Annotated in this window: 12 protein-coding genes; 6 read left to right on the forward strand and 6 right to left on the reverse strand. The window is 51.3% G+C overall.

Going from position 1 to position 14161, the window contains the following annotated elements; translation table 11 throughout:
- Window positions 1-79 precede the first annotated feature (79 nt).
- The gene (locus KZZ10_RS07740; protein ID WP_259660909.1) at window positions 80-1150 is read right to left on the reverse strand and encodes an ABC transporter ATP-binding protein; all 1071 of its coding nucleotides are present in this window, start codon (window positions 1148-1150) and stop codon (window positions 80-82) included.
- A gap of 68 nt (window positions 1151-1218) precedes the next feature.
- On the opposite strand from KZZ10_RS07740, the gene KZZ10_RS07745 reads away from it, so the two are divergent.
- Together KZZ10_RS07745 and KZZ10_RS07750 are read left to right on the forward strand one after the other, a co-directional pair.
- A complete protein-coding gene (locus KZZ10_RS07745; RefSeq protein WP_259660910.1) occupies window positions 1219-2811 on the forward strand; it encodes an ABC transporter permease in 1593 nt (530 codons plus the stop codon).
- Window positions 2812-2961: 150 nt separating this feature from the next.
- A complete protein-coding gene (locus KZZ10_RS07750; RefSeq protein WP_259661025.1) occupies window positions 2962-3972 on the forward strand; it encodes an extracellular solute-binding protein in 1011 nt (336 codons plus the stop codon).
- A 119-nt stretch (window positions 3973-4091) separates the two neighbouring features.
- On the opposite strand, the gene KZZ10_RS07755 is transcribed toward KZZ10_RS07750, so the two are convergent.
- Window positions 4092-5465, reverse strand: coding sequence for a hypothetical protein (locus KZZ10_RS07755; RefSeq protein ID WP_259660911.1), 1374 nt, complete (start codon window positions 5463-5465; stop codon window positions 4092-4094).
- Window positions 5466-5736: 271 nt separating this feature from the next.
- On the opposite strand from KZZ10_RS07755, the gene KZZ10_RS07760 reads away from it, so the two are divergent.
- Both KZZ10_RS07760 and KZZ10_RS07765 read left to right on the forward strand, forming a co-directional pair.
- Window positions 5737-6285: a YeeE/YedE thiosulfate transporter family protein gene (locus tag KZZ10_RS07760; RefSeq protein WP_259660912.1), complete on the forward strand. Its 549-nt coding sequence runs from the start codon at window positions 5737-5739 to the stop codon at window positions 6283-6285.
- Window positions 6286-6310: 25 nt separating this feature from the next.
- Complete coding sequence (locus KZZ10_RS07765; RefSeq protein WP_259660913.1) at window positions 6311-6856, forward strand: YeeE/YedE thiosulfate transporter family protein; 546 nt, start codon at window positions 6311-6313, stop codon at window positions 6854-6856.
- A gap of 67 nt (window positions 6857-6923) precedes the next feature.
- On the opposite strand, the gene KZZ10_RS07770 is transcribed toward KZZ10_RS07765, so the two are convergent.
- Complete coding sequence (locus KZZ10_RS07770) at window positions 6924-8525, reverse strand: flavin-containing monooxygenase (RefSeq protein WP_259660914.1); 1602 nt, start codon at window positions 8523-8525, stop codon at window positions 6924-6926.
- A gap of 105 nt (window positions 8526-8630) precedes the next feature.
- The gene (locus KZZ10_RS07775) at window positions 8631-9098 is read right to left on the reverse strand and encodes a RidA family protein (RefSeq protein WP_259660915.1); all 468 of its coding nucleotides are present in this window, start codon (window positions 9096-9098) and stop codon (window positions 8631-8633) included.
- Window positions 9099-9211: 113 nt separating this feature from the next.
- Between KZZ10_RS07775 and KZZ10_RS07780 the strand changes: the two genes are divergently transcribed.
- Window positions 9212-10018: an enoyl-CoA hydratase-related protein gene (locus KZZ10_RS07780; protein WP_259660916.1), complete on the forward strand. Its 807-nt coding sequence runs from the start codon at window positions 9212-9214 to the stop codon at window positions 10016-10018.
- On the opposite strand, the gene KZZ10_RS07785 is transcribed toward KZZ10_RS07780, so the two are convergent.
- Window positions 10010-11206 (reverse strand): serine hydrolase domain-containing protein, encoded by a 1197-nt coding sequence (locus tag KZZ10_RS07785; RefSeq protein ID WP_259660917.1) that lies wholly within the window; start codon window positions 11204-11206, stop codon window positions 10010-10012. The two genes, KZZ10_RS07780 and KZZ10_RS07785, sit on opposite strands and share 9 nt — an antisense overlap.
- A gap of 113 nt (window positions 11207-11319) precedes the next feature.
- Here KZZ10_RS07785 and KZZ10_RS07790 point away from each other — a divergent pair, with 113 nt between their 5' ends.
- Window positions 11320-13161 carry an ABCB family ABC transporter ATP-binding protein/permease gene (locus tag KZZ10_RS07790; RefSeq protein WP_259660918.1) on the forward strand — a complete coding sequence of 614 codons (1842 nt, stop codon included), beginning with the start codon at window positions 11320-11322 and terminating at the stop codon, window positions 13159-13161.
- Window positions 13162-13210: 49 nt separating this feature from the next.
- On the opposite strand, the gene KZZ10_RS07795 is transcribed toward KZZ10_RS07790, so the two are convergent.
- Window positions 13211-14044 (reverse strand): NADPH-dependent oxidoreductase, encoded by an 834-nt coding sequence (locus KZZ10_RS07795; RefSeq protein ID WP_259660919.1) that lies wholly within the window; start codon window positions 14042-14044, stop codon window positions 13211-13213.
- Between the last annotated feature and the right edge of the window lie 117 nt (window positions 14045-14161).

The following is a 14161-nucleotide window of genomic DNA, read 5'->3' on the forward strand; positions in this document are numbered from 1 at the left end:
GTAGTCAAATAAAAAGCCGTTTGGGAGGTCAACCTAGGGTTTGTCTCTACAGCGTGAACCCGAGGCGTAAGCGAGGTGCTTATTTTGGAAAGGTCACGACGTGATCGACGCCTAACCGAATACCGATCTTTTCACCCACAGCATGATCATGGTGGCTCGGCACATAGGCCACTAGCTCAAGCCCTGAATCCAGGCGTAGGGTGTAGAGAAAATCTGCCCCCCGGAAAGTCTTACGCAAGACCGTTGCCAACAACGGGCTCGTGTCGTCATGTTGGATGTCATCGGCGCGCAGCAGTACGTCGACAACTGTGCCGACGGGGTCATGGTGGTCATTATCTAGTTGCAGCCTACCGAGTTCGATCTCTACTGTCGCACCTTCTTGAATCGTCCCCGGCACAAACACGCCACGCCCGATAAAATCGGCGACATAGCGGCTACTTGGTTCGTGATAGAGATCGTAAGGTGTATCCCACTGCACCATCCTGCCTTGAGACATCACGCCGATGTGGTCTGCTAGGGCAAAGGCTTCAAATTGGTCATGCGTGACCAACAGCGCAGTGACGCCATTGCTTTTAAGAATGTCCCGCATTTCTGCCGCAAGTCTTTCGCGTAGATCAATATCTAGGCTAGAAAAAGGCTCATCAAGCAGAATTAAGTCTGGTTCCGGTGCCATGGCTCGAGCCAATGCAACCCTTTGTTGTTGGCCACCGCTGAGTTCATGCGGGTAGGCGTCGGCTTTGTCTGCTAATGACACCCTTTCTAGCCAAGCGAGTCCAACTTCGCGTTGGGTATGCACTGGAAGTGAACGGAGACCAAAAATGACGTTGCCCAACACATTTAAGTGCGGGAAGAGGGCGAAGTCTTGAAACACCATGCCAACGCGGCGCAGGTTGGGTGCGACCTGGATGCGCGATGAACTGACAATCTTGCCACTTAGCTTGATTTCGCCTTCTTGAAGGGCCTCGAAACCGCAAATGGCCCTCAAAATAGTCGATTTTCCACAGCCTGACGGTCCTAGAAGACAGGCGATGTCGCCGCGCGCTAGACTGAGGCTTAAATCTTCGACAATTGGCAGCCAGCCCCGACCGTCTAGACGCGGGTAACCGACTCGGACGTGTTCAAGCGACAGTAGGGGTTGTGTCTCATTCATCTTTATAATTTTCGCACTAACTGGGATTTGCTTCCAGAAACCGAGTTTTAGCCTTGCGGCCCCATTCAATGCACCGTGTTGTTGCCCTGATTGCTTTAATGCTGTCCCTACCATTGCTAGGGCTGTTTATTCCCTTTTTCCAAACGCCGACCGAAGCTTCTGCGGTCGACCTTGGCGCACAAGGGACTTTATTGCATTTATGGCAATTTGTTCTAGGAGATTATCTCGTATCCACCTTTGTTCTTTTGTGTGGGGTGGGTGTTGGAATTTTTGTGCTCGGTGTTGGCAATGCGTGGTTAGTCGCAAACTACCAGTTTCCAGGTAAAAAAATCTTTGAATGGGCACTAATCCTGCCACTGGCGATACCCACCTATGTGATGGCCTATCTGTTTGTCGATGTGTTGCAGTTTTCTGGTCCCTTGCAGACGTTGCTGCGTCAGATACTGGGCACAGACAGTTTGTGGTTCTTTCCGGACCCTCGCTCGTTAGGCGGGGCAATGTGGTCTTTTTCGTTTTGTTTGTATCCCTATGTGTATTTGATTGCTCGTACTGCTTTTCTCGATCGAAGTGGCCGACTCTCGGAGGCAGCTGAAACGCTAGGTTATAGCGGCATGCAAGCCTTTTATCGGCTCGTGTTGCCGATGGCTCGCCCTGCTATTTTCGCTGGGATGGCACTGGCGCTGATGGAAGTGCTCGCAGACTATGGCGCAGTGTCCTATTTTGGTGTTGAGACCTTTGCTACGGGAATTTTTAAAGCATGGCTGTCTTTTAGTGACAGACTGGCTGCAGTGCAGTTATCCCTCGGGCTATTGGTTTTTGTCGGTTTGATTTTCTACATTGAACAAAGTAATCGTGCGCGCCTGCGTTACGCTAGTTCCGGGGTGATTCAGCGCGCGGTCTTGCCTAAGTCTTTGAGGGGGCGCAAAGCCTTTTGGGCATTCGCCTTTTGCGGTGCCACGTTGTTGTGCGCGTTTATTGTTCCCGCGCTCGCGTTGATCAATTTGCTGTGGCAGCAAGGCTTCAGTATGGATGTGCGCTATCTGCAGTGGCTGACGAACTCATTTTGGCTCTCGTGTGTCACGGCGTTGATTTCTGTTGCCTGCGCTGTGGCACTTGCTTATGCGGCACGCTTAACCAAAAGCAGGACCCTTGTCTGGGGAAATCGCTTACTGGGATTGGGCTATGCCCTGCCTGGGGCTGTGTTGGCGGTTGGCATTTTGTCCCTACTGGGCCTGATTCAAGCTGCTTGGATTATGTCTGCGACATCCTGGGTGCTTATTTATGCGTATCTGATCCGTTTTTTGTCGTCGAGCCTGCAGAGCGTCGAGACCGGCCTGTCGCGCATTACGCCCTCCATGGACGGTACGGCTGCGCTCTTAGGGGCGACGCCGTTTCAAGCGATGCGTGATATTCATTTCCCCCTCCTTAAGCGTAGTCTATTGACTGGTGGATTATTCGTCTTTGTAGATGTGATGAAAGAGCTCCCCGCCACCCTACTGTTGCGTCCGTTCAATTTCGACACACTGGCAGTCGCCACCTATCAACTGGCTGCAGATGAAAGGCTGGCAGAGCTTGCTTTGCCCTCCCTGACAATTGTGCTTGCTGGGCTGGTGCCAGTGATTGTCTTATCACGCGCCATGTCAGGATCAAAACGGTATTGATAATCATTCTCATTTGATGTACTCTACTCATATGTGTCCACCTCGGACTTTTCGATGAGTAGCAAAATGAGTGGCAAAACGGGTTCTTCAAACAGCGCAACGCGTCAGACAGTATTTCAGGTCACGCGCGGCTTGGCGGTATCTCTATGTATGGCTGCAGCTCTGTGGTTTGCCCCTGCGTGGGCCGACAAACAGGCTGAGCTCAATCTGTACTCGGCCCGTCACTATCAAACCGACGAGGCGCTCTACAACGAATTTACGAAAAAAACGGGAATCAAAATCAATCGCATCGAGGCTTCAGATAACGCCTTAATCGAACGACTAAAAAGCGAAGGTGCAAAAAGCCCGGCTGATGTGATTTTGCTCGTTGATGCGGCAAGACTGTGGCGCGCCGAAAGTGACGGCCTGTTCCAGCCGATTCAATCTGACTACCTAGAAGCACGCATTGCACCAAATCTTCGCTCGCAGGCGCAGCCTGACGGGGTGAAGTGGTTTGGCTTCTCGACGCGTGCGCGGGTCATTGTGTACAACAAGGCGCGCATGCAGGCGAGCGATGTTGATAGCTATGAAAAACTCGCAGAGCCACGTAACAAAGGGCAGGTATGCACCCGGTCGGGATCGCACCCTTATATGTTGTCGCTAGTTGGTGCAATGATCGATCGTGAAGGTGTCCCGGCGACTGAGGCTTGGGCGCGTGGGATGGTTGCAAACATGGCGCGCGCGCCACGCGGCGGCGACACGGATCAGATTAAAGCGGTGGCTTCCGGTGAGTGTGGTGTGGCGTTGACCAACTCCTATTATTTTGTACGGATGCTACGTTCGAAGAAACCGGAAGATCAAGCCCTTATCGCAAAGCTCGGGTTCGTTTGGCCCAATCAGCAAACCAGTGGGACGCATATCAACATCGCGGGTGGTGGCGTTGCAAAGAATGCACCGCATCCCGCTGCTGCGAAAAAATTTTTGGAGTACCTTGCGAGCGATGCAGCACAAGCGTACTTCGCCGATGGTAACAACGAGTGGCCCGTAGTCGCGAACATAAAGGTCGATAATGACGGGCTCAATAAGCTCGGTACTTTTAAGGTTGAGAATGTTTCCGTTGCTGCAATGGGCCGCAACCAAGTTGAAGCACAGAAAATTTTGGATCGCGCGCGCTTCAAATAGAAATTAAAGATATCGATTCAATCCCTCGAATATCTCTAGAATGAAAAAGGCCTCGCTAATGAAACATTAGCGAGGCCTTTTTTTAAAGAGTTAGCTTTCGCTCCCTCTTTTATTCCGACTTAGGCTCCCCAAGGACGGATCGCAGCTTTGAGCTTCTTGTAGCCGTCGATATACCGTGGGCGCTCACCGCCATAAATCTTATCGAAGGTTGCAAGCTGTGCATCGAGCCAGTCAGCCAACTGCTTATTACCTGGGTTCGCTGCCTTGTACGCCTCGTTGATTAGAACGAAGTGAATACGTGGGTCGTAGGGCTGCTTTTCGCCGCCAACAGTTTCGTCACCGTCCAACAAACGCAGAAGCATTGCATCGGCAGAGCCGAGTGTTTGTTCGTAAATGGGAGCGCCGTGGACACGATACATGACGCTGGTCATGTCTTTGCCGTTTGTCATGGTGAAGCCCATCTCTGTCCAAAGCTTCTTCATGTCGACTTTAGCGCCAACTTTGTCTAGAACAATCTGGCCCCAGTCGCGCAATACATCGGGTGCGTCAGCCATCAGGTCTGTCAAACGATCGCCGTCGAGGTCCGTTGCGTAAACGATGCAAGGGCGTTGACGAATCATGTCATGCAGGAGCAAACCAAAGTTGGTGTCGGAGATGTGCTCGTAGATATCACCACCCCAGTTTTCCATGCCAGCTTTGAAGTCTTTTGGCAGGCAGGCAACGATTGCATCAACGTTCGCGCGGTGCTCTTCGTAGGCGTCAACAGTGTATTGGCGCTTGAGCTTGAATTTTGTGCCCTGCAGCAGCCAACGCATGATGCCGGCATTGATCGCATCTTCCTGAGCTTGTGTCGGCTTGGTCGCGACCCGGCCAATCTGACCGGTTTCGTGAACCATTTTTAGGAACAAGCGTGCAGCGTAGGCCATACGAACGCCCGGTGTGTTCATTTCTGAATGGATCACGCCCGTTGCTGGGTCAACTTTAAATTTCTTTTTGTCTTGCGAATAAGGCAGGCCTGGCATGAAACGGATGCTGGTGATGCCGCCATAGGGGCGCACGTTGCAATAGACACCTGCAGCAGTGCGCAGCGGCGCGTTTGCAGATTTACCGTTTACAACGACCTTCTTGCCGCCTTCGTTCACCATGAAGTCGCCGGCAGTCGACCACTTCAGTGCGGTGTAGTCGAGCTTGCCAAACCATTCCAACGACTCAAGTTTGGAGTCATGACGGAACTGGGCCATCATTGGGACGCCAAGGAAGGGCAGGCCGAGCACGTCGAGTGCCATCAGAGTGCCGTTCAGTGCAAACATGTCTGTGAATGCGTGCGCAACGGGCTTGACGCCGCCGTGGGCATTCCCACCTTCCCAGATGATCGCATCGGGACACCCAGTGGGCTTGGCCGAAGAGCGCTTGTAGATACCGTCAAGCATCTTAAAAAGATCGCCGTTTTGTTCTTCTTGGGCGATTTTTAGCAAATCCAAATGTTGTGTCATGAGCGAAAAGCCTCAAATTTGATAGGTGAGTAAAGATATGCAGTCCAACTGGGATTATCGCATTACTACGCGCCTTGACCAAGTTGCCCTCTGCGATTTGCACGCCGCGAGGCTGGGGCAGGCCTAGTGTCAATTTGGGTCTGTGGCGGTGCGTTTGACTTTTATCAATGCAAAAGTAGGAAAATTCTATTATTATATTTATCAATAGATTATATTTATATATAGTGTATAAAGCAATGGTTAGTAGGTTAATGACTTAAGGAGAATATCCATGGCAATGCAATCGCAAACGCGGGTGGCAAGCGAGCCGTCGTCTCGCTGGACGCCCTATCTGGCAGGTGTAGGAATTGGTGTGCTGAGTTGGATTGTCTTTGTCGTGGTAGCCAATCCAATCGGCATCACAACTTCAATCGGTCAAATTGCCGGTGGTGTGATGAGCCCAATTATTGGTCCAGAGGCGGTATCGACAAACGCCTATTGGAAAACCAACGTCATGAAACTTGACTATGGGACTTTGTTTTTGATCGGGACATTTTTTGGTGCTTTGGCGTCATCGCTGATTTCTCGCACGTTTGCGATTGAGACCATTCCTAGCGTTTGGCTCGAGCGTTTTGGTCCGTCTAAAGCGAAACGCTATACGGCTGCAATAGTAGGTGGCGCACTAGCCATGTACGGCGCTCGCATGGCGGGGGGGTGTACGAGCGGTAACGGCATCTCGCAAGGTTTGCAGTTGGCCGTAGTCGGTTGGACATTCCTAATGGTGATGTTCACCTCCGGTCTGATCACTGCTGCAATTATGTTCCGTACACGTCAAACTTAATAAACAAAAGATCCGGAGAAAAATAATGTTCCCAATCAAAGGCGAATTCGCTCTAATTCTTGCTGTTATCTTTGGTTTTGCCTTCGGGTGGCTGTTACAACGAGGCAAAGTGACTAGTTATAACGTTATCGTGAATCAATTTCGTTTTCGTGACTTCACCGTACTAAAAGTCATGATGACTGCCATTATTGTTGGTGGTATTGGTGTCTTGATACTTAAAGATGTTGGGTTAGCTAAGTTGCACATTCGTGATGCAAACATGCTTGGGACGATCGTAGGTGCTGCCATTTTTGGCGTGGGCATGGTGCTTTATGGCTATTGCCCTGGCACCGGTGTTGCGGCTGTGGCGACAGGTAGCGTGCATGCATTGGTTGGCATGGTGGGTATGCTGATCGGTGCCGTGTTGTACGCGTTCTCGTTTTCTTGGGTAAAAGCCAACATCCTTTCTGTTTGGGCTCTTGGTAAGGTAACGTTGCCTCAACTTTGGGGAGTGTCGCCGTGGGTGTTGTATAGCGCGCTCACCGTTGGAGCAGGCTTTTTGTTCTATTGGGTAGAAAAGCAAAAGAAATAGAGAGCAAGAGTCTCATAAAAAAACGCCGGTTTTCATGCCGGCGTTTTTTTATACTTAAGAGCGCGAACTAAGCTGGCGTAAATTCAAAACCTTTGAAGCCGTTCTGAGCGACTTCATCACAAATCTTTCGATAGTGTGCGAGACCGCCAGCGTAGGGCATAAACACGCGAGGCTTACCTGGGACGTTAGCACCCAAATACCATGAGTGTTTCACTGTAGGCAATAGCGTTGCGTTCGCGGCGCGATCCACTTCAGTCTGCCAAGAATCGCCAGACTCTTCAGTGGTCTCAATCACCGCAAGGTGTTTACCTTCCATGTATTGAATGCAGTTGGTGATCCACTCAACGTGTTGCTCAATCGCGGGTGGCATATTGCACAGCACCGAAGGGCTGCCAGGCCCCGTGATCGTGAACATATTAGGGAAGCCAGGTACTTGCAGGCCAAGATAAGTGCGTGGACCCGCGTGCCAGTAATCTTTCAGCTTACGGTTATCGCGCCCTGTGATGTCGAGTTTCAGTAGCGAACCTGTCATCGCGTCAAAGCCTGTTGCGAAAACGACGACGTCGGCATCAATCTCTTGGGTCGAGGTTTTAACGCCTTTTGTAGTGAGGCGTTCAATTGGTGTTTTGCGGATGTTCACCAAGGTGACGTTGTCGCGGTTAAACGCTTCGAAGTAGCCCGAATCAATTGGTGGCCGTTTAGCTGCGAACGGATGGTCGATGTCGGCTAGATCTTCAGCCACCTTTGGGTCTTTGACGATCTCTTTGATTTTTCCACGGATGAACTCGGCCGCTGTTTCATTAGCCGCCGCGCTTGTCAGGATGTCACGGTAAAGAGCCCGAAACTGAAAACCACCCATTTTCCATTTTTCTTCATAGGCTTTGACTCGTTCGGTTTCCGCAACGTCGAGTGCTGAGACGTCTTCAATATAAAACCCGTGACCATTGGTATTTGTGGTCATGATCTTATAGATGTCAGCTGCGTGCTGTTTCGCGTATTTTTTAAATTCAGGAGTTAGGGGGGCGTTACAAGCGGGAAGGCTGTAATTCGGTGTGCGCTGAAAGACAGTTAGATGTTTAGCCGTTGCCGCGATTACGGGCGTAGCTTGAATACCTGTCGAGCCAGTACCAATCAATGCCACCCGCTTGCCAGTGAAATCCACACCTTCGTGTGGCCATTGACCAGTGTGATACCACTCACCTTTAAAGTCAGCTAGGCCTTCGATCTTTGGCAGGTTTGCCGAAGAGAGGCAACCCACCGCAGTGATGAGGTACTTGGCGTTGTACTCTTTGCCATTCTCAGTCTTGATGTTCCAGCGGTTAGTTGCGGCATCGAAGTGCGCCTGAGACATCCGCGTGTTTAATTCAATGTCCGAACGCAACTTAAGCCTGTCTGCAACAAAGTTCATATAGCGCAAAATTTCTGGCTGTTGTGGGTAGCGCTCAGACCATTCCCATTCATCGACTAAATCTTTCGAGAAGTAGTACATGTAAGTGTGGCTTTCTGAGTCGCAACGTGCGCCGGGGTAACGATTCCAGAACCACGTGCCTCCCACACCGCTCGCTCCGTCGAGCACCTTAGCTTTGAGGCCAAGTTTGTCACGTAGGCTGTAGAGTTGATACATGCCTGAAAACCCAGAGCCGATGATGATAGCGTCTAATTTTTCCATGGAGAGCTTGTCTTTTCTAAAAATTAATTAACGGAAGAAACACGTTTATATGAATGAAATAGTACCTCAAGCGGCGCCGCAATTATGCGGCCGCTTAAGGTTGGCTCAGTGCCCTTCTGCTATCTGGATAATGGCTTCCACCTCGACGGTCATGCCATTTGGCAACGAGCCCATGCCGACGGCTGAGCGCGCATGTTTGCCGCGCTCGCCTAGGATCTCCACCAAGATGTCAGAGCAACCATTGATTACTTTGGGCTGGTCACCGAAGTCTGGCTCTGCATTGACCATACCCAGCAGCTTAACGACAGCCTCGACGTGATCGAGTGAGCCTACGGCTGCACGAATTGTCGCAAGCAGCTGCAAACCAACGGAGCGTGCATCCGCATAGCCTCGTTCTACTGAGCAATCTCGCCCGAGGCGCCCAACGCTAATTTTTCCGTTGGCATCACGTGGTCCTTGACCAGAAAGGTAGAGGAGTTGGCCAACCCTGCGCCACGGCAGAAAGTTTGCAATCGGGGCGGGAGGCGTCGGTAGTTGAATGCCGAGCTCAACTAAGCGTTGTTCAGGTGTCATGATGGATGGTCTCTTGAAGCGGTTTGTCTTTATTTTTTTATTCACTTTAACATCCCAGAGTATGCTTTGTTGCAAATGCTCACAGAACACAGATGAAAAAAGGAGTTTGAGGAATGTCAAAAGAACTGGGAAAAGGTACGGTACTTTGTGACGTCGATGCTCGCGGAGTCGTCACGGTCACACTGAACCGGCCGAAAGTAAATAACGCCTATAACGAAGATCTCATTAGTGGCTTGCATGAGGCCTTGGATCTTCTTGGTCCTAAGCCAGAGGCCCGTGCAATTGTGATTCGAGGAAATGGCCGTCATTTTCAGGCGGGTGCGGATCTTGAGTGGATCTCTGGCGTTGGCGTGAAGTCCCCCGCAGAGAATGAACGGGTCTCGCGCTTAACCGCTGAAGCCGTGCGACGTTTAGATATTGTGCCCGTCCCGACCGTGGCCCTCATCCAGGGCGGGTGCTTTGGTGGTGGGACTGGTATCGCCTCTGTTTGTGACATCGTAGTTGCTGCAGACAATGCAATTTTTGCTATTACTGAAGCCCGTTGGGGTTTGATTGCTGGAATTATTTTGCCGCAGTTATGCCATGCGATGGGCGTACGTAATGTGCGTCGCTATGCGCTGACCTGTGAGCGCTTCGGTCCTGAGGTCGCCTTACGTATAGGTTTCGTGCACGAAGTGTGCGCTCTTGAGGATTTGGAGGCGACTGGTGCGCGCATCGTGGATGGTCTATTGATGAACGCACCAGGTGCGGTGTCAGCGACAAAGATGCGAACACTTCAGGTCTCAGGTGCATTGCTTGACGACACGCTGTTCGATGAATTGATTCGCGAGCACTCAGCGCTTCGTCAACTGCCAGAATCTGCCGAAGGCACCGCTTCTTTTATTGAGAAGCGTACGCCAAAATGGTATCCCTCAAAATGAGCGGTAGACCGCAGACTCATAGTCGGTAAATAACTGAAGTGCGTGCGTATCAACGAAAGGCAGGATTTGCATCATGATCACACCCGCGATGCCTTTTGTTGGATCGATCCAAAAGTAGGCATTCGGCAGCCCCGCCCAGGCGAGGCTGCCGGCAGAGCGCCCCGTTGGTGCTTGTTGCTCGTTAATCATAAAGGTCAGCCCCCAGGTTTTTTCTAGGCCTGGGAAAAATTCTGCGTCCAGCGACATAGCCTTGTTATCAGTGTGCAGCATGGATACGCGTAGCGGTCCCATAGCATTTTTAGACATGAGCGCAACGGTCTCAGGTTTAAGTAATTGATGACCGTTGCCTTTGCCTTGATTCAGAATCATGCGAGTAAAGCGCAGATAGTCGTCCGCGGTGGAGTACATACCGCCGCCACCGGGATCAATTTCTGTTTCTTGTGGAACTTCGAAAGGCAATACCGTTAGTGCGTCACTTGTCGCGTCACGTTGATGCACCTTAGCTAACCGTGCGCGCATATCTGGTGTGATCTTAAAGCCCGTGCTCGCCATGCCTAGAGGTTCGGTAACGTGTTGCTTTAAGTATTCGCCCAAGCGAAGGCCTGTCGCGGTCGAGACCATCAAGCCTACCCAGTCGATATTGATCCCATATTCCCAGCGCTCGCCTGGATCAAAAGATAGCGGGATATCGATGGCATTACGTTGCCCTGAGCCTGCCCGAGGTAGCTGATGCAGTTTGAGATAGCGCGCCGAGTTTTCACTCCAGATATCTGAAGTGAAACCAGCGGTGTGCGTGAGCAGGTGACGCAGAGTAATTTGCCGTTTTGGTTTACGTAAAATGGGTTGTCCGTCAGAGCTCCAGCCTTCGATAACTTGTATGTGATCGATTTCAGGCACGATACGTGCAGCGGGCTCGTCTAAATTCAACTTACCTTGTTCGACGAGTTGCATGGCGGCTGTACCGACAAGCGGCTTAGTCATCGACGCGATCCACATCACGGTGTCCAGACCCATAGCAGTCGGTAGGCCTTGGGCACGCAGTCCAAACGCACCTTCGTAAATGGTGTCGTTCCGAGTAGTCGCGGCAGCAGCGACTCCTGGGACCTTCCCAGAGGTGGTCGCAGTCTGCAGAACTGTGTCGGCGGATTTTTTTAGATTTGCTGTCTGAAGGCTGGAAACAGTAGTCATCGCGAGTCAGGTCTCTGAAATACAGTTGACGAAGGAAGCTGGACGTTGGTTAGGCGAGCTCATTAGTGAGGATTCTAACGCGGGGGACATGTATTCAGCGATAGAATCCAAGCATGAGACATTCAACCCGACGTTCTACCGAGTTTGTGCACGACCCCGACCAACCCGCACCAAAGCGTCAGCATGGTGACTGGCGCGTTATCCGCGATCTACTGCCCTATCTACTTGAGTACAAATATCGCGTTCTATTAGCGATTGGGTGCTTGGTTGCTGCCAAGTTTGCCAATCTGGGCATCCCAGTCATGCTCAAGCAAATCGTAGATACGCTTGACGTGCGCCACAATGTGGCTGGCGCGTTGCTTGTTGTCCCGATTGGACTGGTCGCAGGCTATGGCCTGCTGCGCTTGTCGGCTTCTCTGTTTGCAGAGCTTCGCGAATTGTTATTTGCTCGGGTCACCCAACATGCGGTCCGTCAGATCGCGCTCGAAGTTTTCCAACATTTGCATGCGTTGTCACTGCGTTTTCATTTGTCTCGTCAAACAGGAGGCGTGAGCCGAGACATTGAGCGTGGTACGCGAGCGATTCAATCTCTTGTGTCGTATTCGCTCTACAGCATCATTCCAACCCTAATCGAGTTCGTCTTGGTTTTGGGGTACTTTGCACTGAACTACGACTTGTGGTTTGCATCAATTACGCTCGCTGCACTCATTCTCTATATTGTTTTCACAATCATCGTGACGGAGTGGCGAACGCACCTGCGTCGCACGATGAATGATATGGACTCGCGTGCGAATCAGAAGGCCATTGACTCCTTACTGAATTTTGAGACGGTCAAATACTTTGGTAATGAGGCATTTGAAGCCAAGCGCTATGACGAAAATCTTTTGCGCTATCAAGCGGCAGCGATTAAGTCCCAGAAATCTCTTGCGCTGTTGAACGTTGGACAACAAGTCATCATTGCGATTGGTTTGGTGTTGATCCTGTGGAGAGCGACACTCGGTGTTGCCAATGGCTCAATGACGCTCGGCGATTTGGTTCTGGTCAACACTTTGATGATTCAACTTTACATCCCGTTGAATTTCTTGGGTGTGATCTATCGGGAAATTAAGCAGTCGCTAACAGATTTAGACCGCATGTTTACGTTGCTGGAGTCAGACCGAGAAGTTGCCGATGCGCCCAGTGCTCTGCCTTTGCGGATTGAAGATCATTCGCGTGGACCCGAAGTTAGGTTTGAGAACGTCTCGTTTCACTACGAGTCGAACCGACAAATTCTGCATGAAGTCAGTTTTGTGATCCCTGCTGGGACCATCACCGCAGTGGTTGGGCGCAGTGGCGCCGGCAAAAGTACCTTGGCTAGGCTGTTGTTCCGGTTCTACGATGTGCAAAAGGGCCAGATCTTGATTGATGGACAAGATATTCGCGAGGTGCAGCAGGCGAGTTTGCGTCAATCGATCGGTATCGTTCCGCAAGATACTGTTCTATTCAACGACACAATTGGCTACAACATTGCTTACGGTCGACCTGGTGCGACTGAGCAAGAGATCGCAGCTGCTGCGCGTGCTGCACAGATGTCACAATTCATTGATCACTTGCCGGAGGGTTATGCAACACAGGTTGGTGAGCGTGGCTTGAAATTGTCGGGTGGCGAAAAACAGCGCGTCGCCATTGCTCGAACGTTGCTAAAGCAACCGTCTATGTTGGTATTTGACGAAGCGACTTCTGCGCTTGATTCAAAAACCGAGCGGGCGCTGCAGGAAGAGTTGACGGGGTTGGCGCGAAATAGGACGACACTGATCATTGCACATCGACTGTCGACGATCGTGCATGCTGATCAAATTTTAGTGATGGACCACGGCCGAGTTGTTGAGCGCGGAACCCATCAGGAGCTGATTAACTTGGATGGCGTCTACGCGCAGATGTGGCAGATGCAAAAACGGCAGGGGGATGACGTCTAGGCATGGTGCAACGATGATCGCTATGCCTTAGACGTCAAAGGGCACAACTTTATTTCATTTGGAAGCCGAGGGTACGCAAGGCATCAACCAGCACGTCACGTCCGCCCATGGCCTCTGGGCCACGCACACGGTTTAGAGAGTGTAGATCCCAAGCACCCAGTGGTTTCATATTCTGCTCAGCGTAGAACTTTTCCATGATCGCGTTATAAGAATCAACGGCTTGCTTGTATGCCTGCGGCTGGTAGGTCTCTTTGTGTAAGACGGCTTCTTGCGGCAAGCGTGGTTTGACAACGTTATTGACCGCGGGATCGACATGTCCGATGCACATACCAAAGGTGGCGAAGCCCATGGGCGGCAAGCCTAGTTCCTTGGCGACTTCTAGTGGTTTATTCCGAATGGCACCGATATACACGACACCTAAGCCAAGTGACTCTGCCGCGACGGCGGCATTCTGCGAAGCCAACGCTGAATCTATCACGCCCATCATGAGCATTTCCATGTAGTTCAAACTCTCGGCTGGCTTTTGGCGATCTTTACCAAGCTCGTGCAAGCGGGCCAAGTCTGCGACCCACACTAAAAATAGGGGGCAGCTGCGAATAAAGGCTTGGTTCGCTGCCAGCTGTGAGAGGCGGTCTTTACGATCTTGATCTTGCACCGCAACAACGCTCCAGGTTTGCAGGTTGGAGGACGTAGATGCGGACTGCGCTGCAGCGACCAGAAGTTCGGCTGTGTTTGGAGCTAAGGGTTCGTTGGTGAATGCCCGCACTGAGCGGTGCTGCATGAGTGTTTCGAGCGTTGGATTCAACGCATCCAACACGGCAGGGTTATTGCCATAACGTGCTTGGAGTAAGGAGCTTAATGTGGCGTGTGATTGCTGGGTCATGAGCGTGTGTACCGTTGTTCAAGATAAAAGGTTTATTCCAGTGCCGACAAGCATACCTTGGGTTACAGTTAACACCAAGATGTTCTGAAAAATTGCGGGGTTCGTCCATTGGCAACG

It is taken from the genome of Zwartia hollandica (assembly GCF_019923725.1).
Classification (GTDB): Bacteria; Pseudomonadota; Gammaproteobacteria; order Burkholderiales; family Burkholderiaceae_B; genus Zwartia; species Zwartia hollandica.